Here is a 17,020-nt window from a genome sequence, read left to right as displayed (position 1 = left end):
ACAACGACAGAAGCCCACGGTGTCCGACCAGTTCAGAGCCGTGGGCTTCTTCAGTCGCGCTGGTCAGCGAGACCCGTGATCAGTAGACCGGCTACTGGTCACACTCCACGGCGCGTGACTCGCCCGCTGTGCCGCCGCGGCCGTTCAGGCGAGAGACGATGTGGCCGGTGGTGTTGCCAATGTTTTGGAAAATGCAGGGCAACGGCGAGAAAATTAAAGACTTCTGTGGCGCATGAAACTGGTGAAGATCGATGAGCCGGAAGTACGATCAGCCGCTTTGTTCGATGCCACCCCCCCAGCATCTTCATCACAGGAGACATAAGTGTCCTCTGCCCACAGAGGCGGGAAACACCGTCGCCGGGGCCGGATAGCCGTACCTGCCGCTGTCGCCACGCTGCTCATCGGCGGCGCCGGTGCGCTCATCATGGCGCCCGCCAACGCGGCACCACTACCGACGGACATCGGCGTCAAGGGCCACAGCAGCGTCGGCAAGTCGCAGCTCACCGCCCGCGTGCACGGCGCGCTCACCGCGCCGGCCGCCAATACCCCCGCAACCCTGCGGCCTGCCGCGAGCACTGGCGCGCCGTCCGGCACCACCACCAGTCCGAAGCCGCAGCCGTCAGCTTCCGGCACTGCCGACGCGCAGATCATCGGGGGCACGACCACCAGCATCTCCACAGCCCCATGGATGGTGCAGCTGTGGTACTACGACGACAAGGGAACCACCGACACCAGTGACGACGTCGGCTTCTTCTGCGGTGGCACCGTCGTGTCGCCCACGAAGATCCTCACGGCCGCGCACTGCGTCTCGGGCTACGACTGGCACAACAACGGCTCCATCGTCTACGGGACCGACCAGTTGCCGACGACCGACTCGTCGACCAACACCACCGACCTCCACGGCGGCACGGTGACGGGCGTGTGGCGGCAGTGGAACGATCCATCGTTCCAGATCACCTCGAACGGCACCGCCGTCAACGACGTCGCCGTGCTGACGCTGCCCAACCCGATCAGCGCCAAGCCGCTGCCCATCACCACCTCCGACGACACCACGTCGTACAAGGCGGGCACCCAGGCGCAGATCTACGGCTGGGGGCGCACCAGCTCCACCAGTCAGGACATCTCGCAGACCCTTCGCAAGGCCACCGTGCCGGTGAACGGCGACTCGACGTGCTCGGGTTTCTACGGCAGCGACTTCGTGTCGGGTGCCATGACCTGTGTCGGCGCGTCGGCCAGCGGCTCCGACAGCGGCACGGTCGCCACCTGCAACGGCGATTCCGGCGGCCCGCTGGTCGTCGGCGGGCGCGTCGTCGGTGTCGTGTCGTGGGGCGTGCAGGACTGCGTGAGCCAGGGCTCGTACAGCGTCTTCACCAAGCTGAGTACGTACGTCGGGGCGGCCGAACCGCGTATCGATGACGCCGACCTGAGCGGCGACGGCCGCGCTGACATGTTCGCGATCGCCTCCAACGGCCAGGGCTACGAGTACGACTCGCGTGGCAAGTCCTTCGGGTCCCGGGTGTCCCTCGGCGACTGGAGCGGGGTCAACCTGGTGCGCCAGGCCGACCTGGACCGCGATGGCTACACCGACCTGCTGGTACGCACCACCGACGGCACCCTGTACTGGCAGCACTACAACCTGTCCACCGGCAACACCGACGTCACCAAGCTCGGGTCCGGCTGGAACGGCATGAAGGTCATGCTCGTGCCCGGCGACGTGACCGGTGACGGCTACCAGGACCTGCTGGCCGTGGACTCCAGCGGCAACTTCTGGCTCTACCCGGGCACCGGCCACGGCAACTTCGGCTCGCGCGTCAAGCTCGGCTACGGCTGGAACATGTACGGCGCCAACGTCTTCGGCAAGGGTGACTTCACCGGAGACGGCAAGCTCGACCTGCTCGCCCAGGACTCTTCCGGCAACCTGTGGCTGTACAAGGGCACCGGCAACCCGACGGCCCCGCTGGCGTCCCGCGTGAAGATCGGCTACGGCTTCCACTACACCGCGTACGTGATGAACGGGGACATGACCGGCAACGGCCACTCCGACCTGATCGCCCGCGACAGCAGCGGCAGCCTGTGGCTGTACGAAGGCACGGGCAACGTCTCGCACCCGCTGGCCTCCCGCGTCAAGATCGGATACGGCTACAACGGCTACCGGCTGAGCTGACCGACCTTCAGGCGGAAGGTCAACCCGCACCCGGACGACGGGCCCACGTGCATCCTCACCAGAGCGTATGCGGGCCCGTTCGCCCAGCTCCCCAGCCAGGCGGCCACTGCCCGCAGAGCCTCGATGGCATCCACCGGTGCCACGTACCAGGAGCCCCCGGCGGCCTGCCGTGCTGGCGCGGAAGCCGCCGTCACCCACGCGCGCCGAGCCGCCCAAGCTATACAGCGGAGAAGTACAGCAACCCCAACGACCGCAGGTGATACTCAACAGCCGTCTACGGCCGGTCAACCAGCCCAGCACACCTCAATGACCACCCAGCCGATAGTTCGGGACGAAGAGGTCATCACGCAAGGTGCCACTTATCCGCTTCCGTCGTAGCGGCTTGTGCTGGTCGACGGCCGACAGCGTGGCTCAGGCCGGCGGGGGCACAGCGAGGCACACGTGTGCCTGCCTGGCGGCTGAGCCATCGTCGTGGCTGACTGTCGCCGGCTGAGGTGCAGGTTCAGACAGGGCGCATCGAGGGTGCTGGCCGTCAGCCGAGCGCGCCGAAGTTGGGCCGTCCCTGGGCCGTCCGAGGTCGCTCGACAGTGGCCAATGATGACCAACGTCGACTACCAGGCGCACGTTATACACCCTGAGCGTCAGCCTGGAGTCGGAGTGCCCGAGCTGTGACTGACAGTTGATCGCTTGCAGAGTCCTTGAAGAGGATGTGAAGATCACCCATCGCGAAGACGCGGAATCATCGCATCCGGATCCAATGACTCCGGGCGCTGCTGATCAAGAGGAGGGTCTGTGGGCAAGCGTCAGGTGGCGGCGTACGTCATCACCGGGGTTGCGAGTCTCGCCGTGGGCGCAGCGATAGGGACGGCAAGCACCACAGAGGCAGCACCGACGCCCAGCCCGACTGTCACCAAGACGGTAGCCGCATCGGCGTCGAGCGCCGGCGAAGTCAGTGCTCCTGTGCCGAGCGCGAGCGAAAGCAGTGCGCCGACGCCGAAGGGTGACTGGTCACCGCAGGAGTGGGCTCGACAGTTCAAGGCGGTCACGGTGAAGCACGGGACAGCTCAGCAAAAGGCCGCGGTGAATCACGTGACCAAGCTGAAGGGCTTCGACGGGAACGCGGACGACTGGGAGGCATGGGAAGTAAAGATCTACACGGACTACCAGGGGGAGGAGTACGACCACGACTCGGACGCTGAGTTGATCATCGATGCCCTCACCGACTGGCAGTCGAGCGAAAAGGGCGACGTGGGCATCTCCGTCTACAACGCGGACGGTCACGAGGAGAACAGCGGCGAACTGTGAGTGTCGGAAACCCTTCCTGAGCAGTCGGCGTCCATAGAGGGCCAGCGACTCAGTGGGCGTAGCCCCGCCTCAGACCACGTAGGAGTCGCCGCAGCGAAGCGCCGCCAGAGCGGCCACAGACGCCTCATCGCTACCGACCAGCGTGCGTTCGAGTAGTTCCCGCTCCATACCCGACACCCCCACCGGATCCTGCTGTACCGCAGCCGGATTCAGCGACCGGCGTCCCCCTGAGGCCGGAGCGCAACCCCTATGACCGTCTCCGATCCGTCTGGTTAGAGCTACGGATCCCAAGGTCACGCGACCCACCATGCGGCTTGGCAACTGGCCTGGCCGTCTCAGTTTCCGTCTCATTCAGCGCCGTTCACAGCCGTTCGGACGGAGCCGCAGCAGGTGGCCGCCTTACGACCGACCGCTCATGAACGCGGGTGAACAGCCCAGTCCGAGGGTCCCAGGAGCACCACCACAGTTGGAAAGCGTGTTGGTCAGGTGATGAGGGGGGTGGGGTCTGCGGCCTGCAACATAGTCCCGAGGTGGCTCCCGGGGACCTTTGTGCCCACCCCCCTTGACCGCGGACCTCGAAGGTTCTCTGACCGGTCTCATCCCGCCAGGCAAGCTAACAGGGGGGACTGACAATGGGATGAGGGCCGGGAGTTGCCGTACAGCAGCCAGGTACAGCAACCCAAGCAACCGGCAGCACCCCGCACCGGCCGTCATGGGCCGCCAAGCAACCCGTATGACCGTCTCCGACCCATCTCTCTAGAACTACGGATCAGATGCTGCTCTGCTCCAAGCGCCACCAGGACGCAGCATCGGTGAGTGTCCAACTGCGTGACAACGCCAGCGGACGACGGCGGACGAGTGCGGACGCCTGCGGACAATCAGCGCAGGTGAGAGGCGCAGCAGCCAAAGGCAGAGCGTTCGTTCAAGTTGCTTCGGGACGAAGAGGTCGTGGGTTCAAATCCCGCCACCCCGACAGTGAAACAACAGGTCAGGGGCCTGATCCGCGAGAGCGGGTCCGGCCCCTGACTCGTTTTCCGGCCCTCTTGGGAGCCATTTGGTAGCCAACCTCGTTATCCGGCTCCCACGGGCTCCCATTCCGTGCTGAGGGAGGCGGCAGCCGGCGTGAACGCCGTGGCGCGGCCGAGCATCTCGTGAGCCGACTGCGCGTGAGAGCGGCCAGGCCCGTCTCGTGCCACCCGGAAGAAAACTCCCCCTGCCTGCCCGGCGCAGGTATGCCGGGCAGCGGTCACAGGCCACGGGAACGCTCCTCGCTCCTCATTCGTCTACAGTTCACAAGTCGTCTACAAGACTGTAGTCACTCCCAGAAAGGCCCGGGGCCTATGAACACAGCGCTGCACCTCGCCTCGCAACCGGCCGTCAATATCTTGGACGCCCGGTCGCTGCTGGCCGCGTTCGGTGTCCTGGGTGTGGGGGTGGTGATGTTCGCGGAGACGGGGCTGCTGGTCGGTTTCTTCCTTCCCGGCGACTCGCTGCTGTTCACGGCGGGTCTGCTGTGCACGGGCTCGGCCGGCCAGGCCGTCCACCTCTCGCTGGGGCCGTTGCTGATCGCCGCGGCCTTCGGAGCGGTGGCCGGAGCGCAGTGCGGATATCTGCTCGGCCGGAAGGCCGGCGGGGCGCTGCTCGCGCGCAGCCGCTCGACGCGGCTGCGGGCGGGGGCGCAACGGGCGGAGGAGCTGCTGGAGCGCTACGGATACGCGAAGGCCGTCGTCCTGGCCCGCTTCGTGCCGGTGGTCCGCACGGTGCTCAATCCTATGGCGGGCGCGCTCGGTGTGCCGGCACGGACGTTCACCGTGTGGCAGGGGGTCGGCGGTCTGGTGTGGAGCCTCGGCCTGACTCTCGCCGGTTATGCACTCGGCTCCTCGATCCCGAATGTCGACCGCTACCTGCTGCCGCTGGTCGCGTCGATCGTCGTCGTGTCGCTGGTCCCTTTGCTGGCCGAGGTCCTCCGCTCCCGCCGTGCTGCCAGTGCGCCTCAGGAGCGCGGATGACCTCGCCCTTCGACGGGTCCTCGATCGACGGATCCGGCTACCTGGACGTGGTGCGCCTTGCCCAGCACTCGCCGAGCTGGCTGGACGACCTGGTGTTGTTCTGGTCGACGTACGGACTCGCGTTCTTCGCCGTCCTCGCGGCGGTCGGCTGGTGGCGGGCCCGGCGGGTGGGGCCCGCGGCCGCGACGGAGGCACTGACGATACCGGCGGTCGTCATCGCCGCGTACGGTGCCGACTCCGCGCTGAAGCTGGTGGTGCGTGAGGACCGCCCGTGCCAGAGCCTGCACGTGAAGGTACTGGAGGCGTGTCCGGCACCCGGCGACTGGTCCTTCCCCAGCAACCACGCCGCGATCGCGGCCGCCGCCGCGGCGGCGCTGCTGTTCGTCTCGCGGCGACTGAGTGCGATCGGGGCTGTGGCGGCACTGGCGATGGCCGCTGCACGTGTCTGGGTCGGCGCGCATTACCCGCACGACATCGTCGCCGGAATCGCCGTCGGCGCACTCACCGGGCTGTTGCTGATGAACGTGGTGCGCAGACGGTCGGAAGCCCTGGCCCGGTGGATCACATCCGGGCGACTGCGTCCACTGCTCATTGCCCCCCAAACCAATCGACCGTCGCCGGCACAGCCCGCCGCGTGACCGAGGAGTCGCCGGAAGATCATGCGTCAGAAGATCCTGGTCGTCGAGGACGACAACGCTCTGCGCGACGTGCTGCGTCGTGGCCTGACCGAGGACGGCTTCGACCCCGTCCTCGCCGCCGACGGCGCAACGGCCCTGCGGCTGGCCACCGCCGACTGCGCGGGGGCCGTTCTGGACATCGGACTGCCCGACGCCGACGGACGGGACGTGTGCCAGGCGATGCGCGCCAACGGCTTCGTCGCTCCCGTGATCTTCCTGACCGCCCGGCACGGGCTCACCGACCGGCTGTCCGGCTTCTCCGCCGGCGGCGACGACTACCTGCCCAAGCCCTTCCACCTCGCCGAGCTCACCGCTCGCCTGAGAGCCGCCCTCAGACGAGCCACGTCGACTCCGACGGCCACGGCCGGGGACCTCGTCCTGGATCCGGTCGGGCACACCGTCACCGTGCGCGATGACCGCGTCGCGCTGACTCCGACCGAGTTCCGGCTGCTCGCGCCGCTCGTCGCCGCAGCAGGCTCTACTGTGCCCCGCCGCGAGCTGATCAGAGCGGCCTGGCCCGAAGGCGCGCGCGTGAGTGACAACACTCTGGACCAGTATCTGACGCGGCTGCGTCGCAAGCTGCGCGACGCCGGGAGCACGGTGACGATCGGCACGGCACGAGGGATCGGTCACCACCTGTCATGACGCTCGACCGTGTCCTTCGCCGCTCGGCGCCCCGCACCCTGCGCGGCCGGCTCTCTCTCGTGGCGGTGACCACCGCCGCTCTGTTGATGACCGTCCTGACCGTGGCGTTCAACGTGGTGATGGACCGGCATCTGCAGCATCAGGCCGATGACGAACTGCGCAATCGGGCCGCCGCCGTGGCCACGACCGTCGACACGAGCGGCCCCCGGGTGCGCGTCCTGGAAACCTCCAACGACGGTCTCCTCGACGCGAACGTGTGGATCTACTCCGGCACACGACTGCTCGAAAACCCTCCATCGACCACGGTCGGCAGCCGGCTGACGCAGACCGCCGACCGGTTGGCCGCACAACGCAAGCCGGCATGCACGACCGGCCACGCCCACGACCGGCCCGTCCTGCTCTGCTCCCGACCCTTGACCGGCCGCCACGCCACCGCAACGGTCGTCACCGCCCTGGACCTCGGCCCCTACCGCAGTTCGGCCAAGACCCTGCTGCTGGCATCCCTGATCCTGGACGCGGTCATGCTCGCGTGCACCTACGTGCTCACGCGTCTCGCGGTCGGCCGGGCATTGCGCCCGGTGCGGACGATGACCGACCAGGCCACCCAGTGGAGTGCGGTGGGCTCCGACGAGCGCTTCGGCGCCGAGGAACACCCGGCCGAACTGGCCCGCCTGGGCGCCTCCCTGGACGCGCTCCTGGACCGCATCCGCACCGTGCTTCGCCACGAACGGCAACTCACCGGCGAACTGTCCCACGAACTGCGCACCCCCCTCACCCGCATCGTCATCGAACTCGACTGGTGGCGGGGCCGCTCCCGCTCGGAAGCCGAGACCCGCGCCACCCACGAAGTGATCGCCGAGGCCACCCGGTCCATGCGGACGATCTGCGACACGCTCCTGACCGACGCCCGTGACAACGCGCTGAACCCGCCCACGGCCCCCGGAACGACCGACGTCGTCCCCGTTCTGGACCGCATGATCCAGGGTCTCGACACCCCAGGCCGGGTGAAGGCCACGGTCGAGAGCGAAGCCAAGGCACTGGAGGCAGGGGTGTCGCCCGCTCTCCTCGAACGCATCGTCAGTCCCCTCCTGGCCAACGCCGTCCGCTACGCCCGCTCCACCGTGACCGTGTCCGCGCGCCGGATCCAGGGCACCGTGCGGATCGACGTCGTCGACGACGGTCCCGGCGTGCCGAAGGGGTTCACCGGCGAACTGTTCCAGCCCGGCCGACGCGCCGCCAACGGCGACGGCCACGACGGCGCGGGCCTCGGGCTACCGCTCGCGCGACGCCTCGCCCGCGCCGTCGGCGGCGAGGTCTCCCACGACCCTGCCCACAACCCGGGTGCACGGTTCATGGTCAGCCTGCCTGCCGGATGACCCGGTCGTACGGCAGGGCAGCCGCCCGAAGGGGCGGATGCCCTGTGAGATGAACCAGCCGTCGATGCGGACGGGACCTGTGGCCCCGCCGGAGCGAGCCTGAACGGTTCCTGAAGCGCCCCTGTTCCCGCAGCTCAGGCAGCGGGTACCCCGGCGCGCTCCGGTTCGGAGACGTCCCTGCGGGTGGCGGACAGGTAGACGACCAGACCGAGGATGACCGCCAGGAACAGGGCGCTGGTGACTACGGTGCCCAGGCCCAGGCCGCTGTCGCCGGTGGGCTGGGAGAGGTAGTCGCCGACGGAGGCGCCGAGGGGGCGGGTGAGGATGTAGGCGATCCAGAAGCTCCACACCGCGTCCAGGCCCAGCGCGAAGTGCGCGATGGCCACTGCGGCGATGGCTGCCGCGAACAGTACGGCGGACAGCCAGTACCCGAGGTCCAGGCGCTCGGACACCAGGTCACCGGCGGCGGTACCCAGGGCGAACGTGAACAGCACCGCCAGCCAGTAGAAGGACTCGCGGCTGGTGGTGTCGATGTGATGGATGGACAGGGTCCGCTCGCGCCGGTACCAGACCACGAACACGACAGCGAGGACGATCGCGAAGACCGTCGTACTGGTCTCCAGCGGCACACCCATGTTGTCGGTGAGGTTGTCGCTGATCAGCGTGCCGACGACGCTGATCAGCGCCACGGCGAGCCAGTACACGCCCGCCCGGTAGGCACTCGTGCGGAACTGGACCACCAGGACGACGGCCAGCAGAGCACTCATCAGCACCGAGACACCGGTCAGCCCCAGGCCGGCCTTCTCGTTCAGCAGGTCGGCCGCGGTCTCGCCGACCGTCGTGCACAGGACCTTGATGATCCAGAAGTAGACGGTGAGTTCGGGCACCTTGTTCCAGCGCGGGCGATGGCCCGAAGGGGCTCTCTGGCCGGCCTCCGGAACCACCTGACTCTCAGACGTTTCATGGGTCATGCTGCCCGACCATGCCAGCCCGTACCTGAATACATCCTGACTGCCGTCGCGCATCGTCCGCCATGCACACACGCACACCGTCTTCCCGACCGCATGGATGCGGCGCCCCCTGGGCCGAGCCGTCGTCCGGTCGGGCGAAACCTCGGGCGCCGACTCGGTCGAAACGCCCCGATCCGGTGGCACCGGGGACTGATCCGCGTCCGTCGGGTCGTACCGCGGTACTACGCGCCACTGCGCCCTCGGTCCCGCCGTTCAGGTCGCGTTCAGGCTCGGCGTGCCATCGTGCGGATCATGACCGCACGGCATGCCCTCGACGACCGGCCCCTCGCCCCCGTACGCCAGTTGGCGAACAAGGTGCCGGAGGTGACCGTCTACTTCTGGATCATCAAGGTCCTGACCACCGGCATGGGCGAGACGGCATCGGACCTCCTGGCCCGAACGCTCGGCCCGGTACCGGCAGTGGCGCTCGGCGGCCTCGCCCTGGCGGCCTCCCTGGCCGTCCAGTTCGCCCTGCTCCGATACGTCGCCTGGGCCTACTGGACCGCCGTCGTCATGGTCAGCGTGTTCGGCACCATGGCCGCCGATGTCCTGCACGTCGGCCTCGGCGTGCCGTACACGGTGTCGGCGCCGGCCTTCCTCGTCGTCCTGGCCGCGGTCTTCCTGCTCTGGTACGCCAGTGAGCGGACCCTCTCCGTCCACACCATCCGGACTCGTCGCCGCGAAGCGTTCTACTGGGCAGCCGTCCTCGCCACCTTCGCCCTCGGCACCGCCGCGGGCGACCTCACCGCCACCGCCGGCCTCGGCTACCTGGGCTCGGTCGCCCTCTTCGCGGCGGCCATCTGCGTGCCCGCCCTGGCCCACCGCTTCGGCGCCCTGAACGCGGTCACCGCCTTCTGGACCGCGTACGTCATCACCCGCCCCCTCGGTGCCTCCCTCGCCGACTGGATGGCCCTCGGCCATACCCGCGGCGGCCTCGGCCTCGGCCTGACGCCGGTCACCCTGGCGTGGACGGTCGCGATCGTCGGATTCGTCGGCTACCTGGCCGTCTCCCAGCGCGACCGGGGCGCCCACGCCGCGATCTGAGGGCCGGCACAGTTCCGAGATCGAATCAGCACCGCGACTGACAAGCTCATCGCAGAGTCCGCCCAGTTCGTTGACGGCGGCGCAGGGCGGCCGGGGGCTCCTCGTCGACGGTCACCGTGCCGTCGGTGGGCTCCTCCCAGGCCGGCTCCTGAACGACTTTGACAGCCCCGCCAGCCGGCACCGCGCCCCCACGGCGGCTCCGGTCGCGGTGAGGGCGCGGTGCCGGCATTCCAGGACGACGGCCGCGCCACCTTCACGGCACTCAGCCGCCTGGCCTCGGGAGTTCGAATGCGGGCCCGTCGCCGAATACAACTCCGGTCCACGGCGGCCGTAGCTCCGTTTCGGCACCGTGGGCGTCCCGCTCCCCGCCCGGTGACGCACCGGACGGGTGCCGTCACTCCTGCGAGCCCTTGCGGTGCGTCGGGTGCGGTGTGGGCCGGGCCCATGTCGCGGAGGCAGGCCCCGGCTCGCCGCCGATCCGCATGGCGCTGGAGAAGGCCCGAGACCTGCCGGAAGGAACTCATCGCGACGATATCCCGCCGGCGCTGCTCCACGGCGCTCTCGGCGACTCGGCTCCGGAGTGGATGCTCAAGGCCGCGGTCGACAGCGGCCTGAATGGACCCCCACGGTCGTCGCCTGGCCGCTGTGGCCGACCGGCAGCCCGATCGTTCCAGCGGGATCATGCTGGAGGTCTCTGGCCCGCCGACTCCGCTCTGGATGCCCGTTCATGCCCGGCGTACAGCCCCTCAGCGGGAGGCGGCAGTGGCTCGGAGGCTCCCCAACGCCCGTAAGAAAGCGCGTTGTTGCTCCCATATAGTGATCAATGATCCGGTAGCTGCCGATGCTGCCGGATGGAGAAATCCACGAAGGGAACAGAGTGAAGGCCATACTCAAGCGGCGTGCCGCAACCGTCATACCGGCCGTTGCCGCCGCCCTCCTCGCGGGCGGCCTCGCAACCGCCCCCGCGGCGCAGGCCAGCGGTTCGGACGGATGTGCCGGCGGATACGCGAAGTACACCTCGAAGGGCGACTACCTCTACGTCAAGGACCGCAAGGCCGACGGTCGCTCCGTCTTCGTCAACCTGGAGGCAGCCAGCGGCAAGCCCTACTTCTGGGACACCTTCCAAGTGACCCGGGGTGCGGGCAAGTCCTACACCTGGGACCTGGACCTTCCGGAGAAGCGGACGGTCAGGATCATCATCTCCCTCGTCAAGGGTGACCCATACAGCGCCGACAGCAAGTGGACCCACTGCGCAACGTTCACCAGCCGTACCTGACTTGTCGTATCAGGGGGACCGCACGGTCGCGCCGGCGACGAAGCGGGGTGGCATCGCGGTGAGCCGCACACCGGCCGGCGCCGCGCGGAACGTGGGCGCGGGCGCGGGCGCGGGCGTGCAGATCAGTACCGGACCTGCATAAACGACGTTGGGTGGCTCCTTCGAGTCCAGCACCCCGCAGCGAGAAGGTGTCCCAACAGACGGATCCACCGGCCGGTCTAGGCCTAGGCACGGGCGTTGCGGGCGAGCCACGGGGTGAGTGTGGTGTGCGGGATCAGTTCCCTGTACGTCTCGTCCCCGGGCAGGGGGACGATCAGCCAGTGGCCGGGCGGGAACGCCCTTCCCTTCACACGGGCCAGGCCGCCGTAGACGGATCGCAGGAACGCCGGGACCGAGTCCCGGGGGACGTCATCGAAGTCCACGTCGTCGACGGTGACTTTCGCGTCGTCCTCCGGGAAGAGCCGGACGGTCACGGCTGGGGAGCCCCCCAACTCGACGAACGCCTCGTGCGGAAGCGAGCCGTCCTGGTCGAGGACGGTGAATGCCCCGGCCGCGGTGCGGCGGGACGTCCGGTCCGCGCCGATGTCGTGCGTCACGGTGAATTCCAGCCGGAACTCCCGCGCGATCTCATGTATCGCCGTGACTGCGGCCTCGGTGCTCGGCAGATGCGGATGCGGATGCTTCATGCTCCGATCCTGCCCGTCGGGGTGGGAACGCGGACGTCCGGTCCTCGCGGACCTCGCAGCCATGGTCGCGGTCCTCGCCGACGTGGCCGCGGCGCACCACGCGTGGGCTTGGCGTACCGCCGGCTACCGGATGTGCCTGGCGTACCGCGGTGCTCGGCACCGGTCCCTCCCCTCGTGGGGACCGGTGCCGAACAGCGCGGATCGGCAGACGACCTGAGCCGTGGTCGGCACGACGGCGGCCCGGAGAGATCCGGCTCCACGGATCGCTCCGGCTCCGGCGGCGAGAGCGTCGCCCCGCCCCGCCCCGGTGGCCGAGGCGACCGGAACCGTACGCCGCCCGTTTCCGGTTCAACGCCGGGCCGGTGGTCCGTCCGGTCGATGCGCACTGCTGCGCTTTCGGCCATGATCCTGCCAGCCAGGGGGCCCTCCCGAGGAGGTTCCGGTGTCGAACCGGAAGCTTCGCCGCAGGTCAGCCATATAGAGTGAGTTTTCCGGTCCGGATGTCCAACTGCGGGGGAAGTAAGGGGTGGAGGCCTTGAGTTCCGACTCAGGGGCACGCACAGCCTTCGCGGAACGTCTCGCGCTGCTCTACAAGGAGGCCGGCAACCCTCCCCTCAAGCGCGTGGCCGAGGCGGTCGACCGGCTCCAGCGGGTCGACGAACGAGGGCGGCCGGTGCGGGTGTCGGCTCAGCGGATCAGCGACTGGCGACGGGCCAGGAACGTGCCCGCCCAGTTCGCCGCCCTCGCGGCGGTGCTGCACATACTGATCCCGCAGGCGCGGCGCGCGCGGGCCGCTCCGGTGTCCAAGGGCCTGTACGACGTGGCTCATTGGCAGCGGCTGTGGGAGCGGGCGTTGGCCGATCCGGTCGGCGACCGCCCAGAGTCAGCCGCCGAGGAGGAGGAACGGCCTCCGGTCGAGGACCCGGACGTCACCGGTGTGTGTCCATACCGGGGACTGGCTCCGTACCGGCGACAGGACGCCTGGTGGTTCTTCGGCCGGGAGCGGAGCACGGACGCGCTCGTCGACCAGCTCAGCGCGGCGGAGGAGACGGGCGGGCTGGTCATGCTCGTGGGTGCCTCGGGGGCCGGGAAATCGTCCCTGCTGAACGCGGGCCTGGTGCCCGCGTTGCAGAAGGGCGCGCTGAGCGACGAGAGCGGCCGGACGCGAGAGGTGCTGCACCTCGTACCGGGTGGGGACCCTCTGGCGGAGCTGATCCGTCGCATCCCCCAACTCGCGCCCGTCGTCTCCGCCGAGAGAGAAGCCGTCGAGCGGGAAGCCGTCTCACCCAAGGAGACAAAGGACAGCAAGGACAGCAGGGACAGCAAGGACAGCAGGGACAGCAGGGACAGCAGGGACAGCAGGGACAGCAGGGACAGCAAGGGGTCCAAGGACACCGCCGTCAAAGGTCCCGCGCCCAAGGGGGCCGGCACCCCGGGTTTCGCGCACGCCGTGCGGGAGGCCGTTGCGGGCTGGGCGCGGCGGGAGACGTCCTCGGCCGCCCGCCCGGTCGTCATCGTGGACCAGTTCGAGGAGGCGTTCACCCTCTGCTCCGACGAGGCGGACAGGCGCACCTTCATCCAGCTCCTCCATGCCGCCTGCACACCGGCCGGCCCCGGCGAGCGGGCCCCGGTGCTGGTGCTCCTCGGCATACGGGCCGACTTCTACGAGCAGTGCCTCGGTTATCCCGAGCTGGCCGACGCGTTGCAGCACCGGCACATGGTGCTCGGCCCGCTGACCACCGCGGAGCTGCGCGAAGCGGTCACGGGTCCGGCCAAGGCGGTGGGGCTCGAACTCGAGCCGGGCCTGGCGGAGCTGATCGTCCGGGAGGTGTCCGCCGACGGACCGCGCGGGGCCCACAACGCGGGGGTGCTGCCGCTGCTGTCCCATGCCCTGCTCGCCACCTGGCAACGCCGGAAGGCGGGCCGGCTGACGCTGGCCGGTTACCGCGCGGCGGGCGGGATCCAGGGAGCGGTGGCGGCGACCGCCGAGCGGGCCTGGTCCAGCCTCGACCCGGCGGCGCGCACGGCCGCCCGGCTGCTGCTGCTCAGGCTGGTCAGGCTGGGAGAGGACACCCAGACCACCCGCCGCCGCGGGACGCGGCGCCAGCTGGCGGAGGAGTCCACGGATCCCGGCAAGACGGAGGAGTCCCTCGAAGCCCTGGTGCGCGCCCGGCTGGTGACACTCGACGCGGAGACCGTCGAGATCACCCATGAGGCGCTGCTCCACGCCTGGCCTCGTCTGCGCGACTGGATCGACGAGGACCGGAACGGCAACCTGCTGCGCCAGCGCCTGGAAGAGGACAGCCGGGCCTGGGAGGGCTCGGGACGCGACACGTCGCTGCTCTACCGGGGCTCCCGCCTCGAACAGGCCCACACTTGGGCGAAGTCCGCCGGTGGCACCTACCTGACCCGTAGCGCCGTGCAGTTCCTGGCCGCCTCGGGCAGGCTGCGCAGGCGTTCGGTCCTGATCAGCCGCGCCGCCGTGGCGGCGCTGGTCGTGCTCGCCGTGCTCGCGGCCGGAGCGGCGGTGGTCGCGTGGCAGCAGCGGGACGACGCCGTGTTCGAACAGGTGCTCGCCGAAGCGGACCGGGTCCAGCACACGGATCCCTCGCTGGCCGCCCAGCTGGACCTGGTGGCCCATGACTTGCGGCCGGGCGACGAGGGGACGTACAGCAGGCTGATCTCGATCGTGAACGCTCCCCTGGCCACCCCCCTGCTCGGCCACCGCGGCGCCGTCTACCTCACCTCGTTCAGCCCCGACGGCAAGACCCTGGCGACGGCCTCCTACGACCGGACCGTCCGCCTGTGGAACGTGGCCGACCGCAGCCGCCCCAAGCCGCTGGGCAAGCCCCTCACCGGTCATACGAGCTGGGTGAGCAGTGCCGTCTTCAGCCCGGACGGACGCACCCTCGTCAGCGCCGGGGACGACGGCACGATCCGGCTGTGGGACGTGACCGACCCGGCCCGGCCCACCTCCCTCGGCAGCCCCCTGGCAGGCCACCAGGGCACGATCTACCTGGTCGCGTTCAGCCCGGACGGACACACGCTGGCCTCGGCAGGCGAGGACCGCACCGTACGGCTGTGGAACGTGGCCGACCCACGTCGGCCGAAGCCGCTGGGCACGCTGGGCGGCCACACGGCCGCCGTGCGCTGTGTGGCGTTCAGCCCCGACGGGCGCACGCTCGCGGCAGGAGGCGACGACAACACCATCCGGCTGTGGAGAACGGCCGATCCACGCCACCCCGAGCCACTGCCGAAGGTGCTGACCGGCCACACGGACCTGGTGCACTCGGTGGCCTTCAGCCCCGACGGGCGCACGCTCGCCAGCGGCAGCGCCGACGACACCATCCGGCTGTGGGACGTCTCGGACCCGGCGCACGGGGCACCGATCGGCTCGCCGCTCGCCGGCCACACGGGTGCCATCTGGTCCGTGGCCTTCAGCCCCGACGGCGGGCGGCTCGCCGCCGCGAGCGCGGACAGCACGGCGAGCCTGTGGAACGTCAGTGATCCCAAGTGGCCCTCACAGGTCGGCGAGCCGCTCGCGGGCGGCAGCGGCGAGATGTACGCCCTGGGGTTCAGCCCGGACGGCCGTACTCTCGCCACCGGCAGTGGTGACAGCAAGGTCCGTCTGTGGTCGATCCCGACGTCGGACATGACCGGCCGCAACGGGGTCTTCCGCCCGGACGGCAAGCTGCTCGCCACGGTCGCGAACGACGGCAGGGTCCGGCTGTGGAACGTGGCGGCTCCCGGCCGGCCCATGCTCGTGGGCAGGCCCTTCATGCCCGCCGATGGCGGCCAGCGTTCGCTGGTGTTCTCCCCCGACGGCCACACGCTCGTGGTGCTGACCGACAAGGAGTCGGTGTACCTGTGGAACGTCACCGATCCGGCCCACCCGGTCCTCACCGGGCCGCGCCTCGCCCTGCGGACGCGGTTCATGGGGCCGTATGCACTGGCATACAGTCCCGGCGGACGGATCCTGGCCACCGCCTACGACCAACGCACCATCCAGCTGTGGAACGTCGCCGACCTCTCCCATGCCGCCGCGCTCGGCAAGCCGCTCACCGGTCACCGGGGCTTCATCAACGCCCTGGCCTTCAGCCCGGACGGGCGCACTCTCGCCAGCGGCAGCGCGGACGGCGGCATCCGGCTGTGGGACATGACCGACCCCGCCCATGCCGTCCGGCTCGGCCACCCGTTGACCGAGCATTCCGGGCCCGTCAACGCGCTGGCCTTCAGCCCCGACGGCCATACGCTGGCCAGCGGCAGCGACGACGACACCGTACGGCTGTGGAACGTCACCGACCCCCGTGCGGCGACCGCGCTCGGCTCCCCGCTCACCGGTCACACCGAGGCGGTGACGTCGCTGACGTTCGGCGAGTCCGGCCGCACCCTGGCCAGCGGGGGCAACGACAACACGGTCCGGCTCTGGGACGTCGCCCGGCCGTCGTCGGCCACCCCCATCGGCCAGTCGATGAGTCCCTATGCCAAGACGGGCAACTTCCTGTCCTTCAGCCCCCACAGTCATGTGCTCGGGGTGTCGAGCGGCGCGGACACGGTCCGCCTGTGGCGCCTGGACGCCGACGAGGCCATCCGGCACATCTGCTCGGTCACCCGGGGCGTGCTCACCCCGCGGAAGTGGCACGAGTACCTGCCCCGCCTCCCGTACGAGCCGCCCTGTGGGCGGTGAGGGAGCCGGGGCCCGCCCGGGGAATGTTTCATGTGATCCCACGTGATCCCGCTCACAACACCCCGCTGGGGCCGAACAGTCGGCTGCCGCCGCCCGAGCGGCGTTGTTACTCTTGGACACAGCCCGATCGCTGGTGCATCC

At 69.6% G+C, this 17,020-nt stretch carries 11 protein-coding genes; 9 read left to right on the top strand and 2 right to left on the bottom strand.

The annotated features are described in order from the left end of the window. Nucleotides 1-322: 322 nt before the first annotated feature. The 6 genes from ABZ876_RS06370 to ABZ876_RS06345 all read left to right on the top strand — a co-directional run bounded on the left by ABZ876_RS06370 (nucleotide 323) and on the right by ABZ876_RS06345 (nucleotide 8,176). Nucleotides 323-2,164: a trypsin-like serine protease gene (locus tag ABZ876_RS06370; RefSeq protein WP_361775101.1), complete on the top strand. Its 1,842-nt coding sequence runs from the start codon at nucleotides 323-325 to the stop codon at nucleotides 2,162-2,164. Between the two features lie 792 nt (nucleotides 2,165-2,956). Further along, nucleotides 2,957-3,469: a hypothetical protein gene (locus tag ABZ876_RS06365; protein ID WP_361775098.1), complete on the top strand. Its 513-nt coding sequence runs from the start codon at nucleotides 2,957-2,959 to the stop codon at nucleotides 3,467-3,469. A gap of 1,340 nt (nucleotides 3,470-4,809) precedes the next feature. After that, nucleotides 4,810-5,478 (top strand): DedA family protein, encoded by a 669-nt coding sequence (locus ABZ876_RS06360; protein WP_361775096.1) that lies wholly within the window; start codon nucleotides 4,810-4,812, stop codon nucleotides 5,476-5,478. Next, entirely contained in the window at nucleotides 5,475-6,116 is a 642-nt protein-coding gene (locus ABZ876_RS06355) for a phosphatase PAP2 family protein (protein WP_361775093.1), read from the top strand. The genes ABZ876_RS06360 and ABZ876_RS06355 overlap by 4 nt, the downstream gene beginning before the upstream one ends. Nucleotides 6,117-6,137: 21 nt before the next feature. Further along, entirely contained in the window at nucleotides 6,138-6,800 is a 663-nt protein-coding gene (locus tag ABZ876_RS06350) for a response regulator transcription factor (protein WP_361775090.1), read from the top strand. Then, a complete protein-coding gene (locus tag ABZ876_RS06345) occupies nucleotides 6,797-8,176 on the top strand; it encodes a HAMP domain-containing sensor histidine kinase (RefSeq protein WP_361775087.1) in 1,380 nt (459 codons plus the stop codon). The genes ABZ876_RS06350 and ABZ876_RS06345 overlap by 4 nt, the downstream gene beginning before the upstream one ends. Nucleotides 8,177-8,310: 134 nt before the next feature. Here ABZ876_RS06345 and ABZ876_RS06340 read toward each other — a convergent pair whose 3' ends face one another. Next, on the bottom strand, nucleotides 8,311-9,147 hold the full coding sequence (locus ABZ876_RS06340) for a hypothetical protein (protein WP_361775084.1): 837 nt from the start codon (nucleotides 9,145-9,147) through the stop codon (nucleotides 8,311-8,313). Between the two features lie 291 nt (nucleotides 9,148-9,438). Here ABZ876_RS06340 and ABZ876_RS06335 point away from each other — a divergent pair, with 291 nt between their 5' ends. Together ABZ876_RS06335 and ABZ876_RS06330 are read left to right on the top strand one after the other, a co-directional pair. Next, nucleotides 9,439-10,230, top strand: a complete 792-nt coding sequence (locus tag ABZ876_RS06335; RefSeq protein ID WP_361775081.1) for a hypothetical protein — start codon at nucleotides 9,439-9,441, stop codon at nucleotides 10,228-10,230. An 877-nt stretch (nucleotides 10,231-11,107) separates the two neighbouring features. After that, nucleotides 11,108-11,506, top strand: a complete 399-nt coding sequence (locus ABZ876_RS06330; protein WP_361775078.1) for a hypothetical protein — start codon at nucleotides 11,108-11,110, stop codon at nucleotides 11,504-11,506. 224 nt (nucleotides 11,507-11,730) lie between these two features. Here the strand turns inward: ABZ876_RS06330 and ABZ876_RS06325 are convergent, their stop codons facing one another. After that, complete coding sequence (locus ABZ876_RS06325; RefSeq protein ID WP_361775075.1) at nucleotides 11,731-12,192, bottom strand: hypothetical protein; 462 nt, start codon at nucleotides 12,190-12,192, stop codon at nucleotides 11,731-11,733. 526 nt (nucleotides 12,193-12,718) lie between these two features. On the opposite strand from ABZ876_RS06325, the gene ABZ876_RS06320 reads away from it, so the two are divergent. After that, a complete protein-coding gene (locus tag ABZ876_RS06320; protein ID WP_361775072.1) occupies nucleotides 12,719-16,879 on the top strand; it encodes an AAA family ATPase in 4,161 nt (1,386 codons plus the stop codon). The last annotated feature ends 141 nt before the right edge of the window (nucleotides 16,880-17,020 follow it).

The sequence above is a fragment of the Streptomyces sp. NPDC046931 genome (genome assembly GCF_040644655.1).
GTDB lineage: Bacteria > Actinomycetota > Actinomycetes > Streptomycetales > Streptomycetaceae > Streptomyces.
The sequence above is the reverse complement of the archived record's forward strand: the minus strand, read 5'-3'. Positions and strand labels throughout refer to the sequence as shown.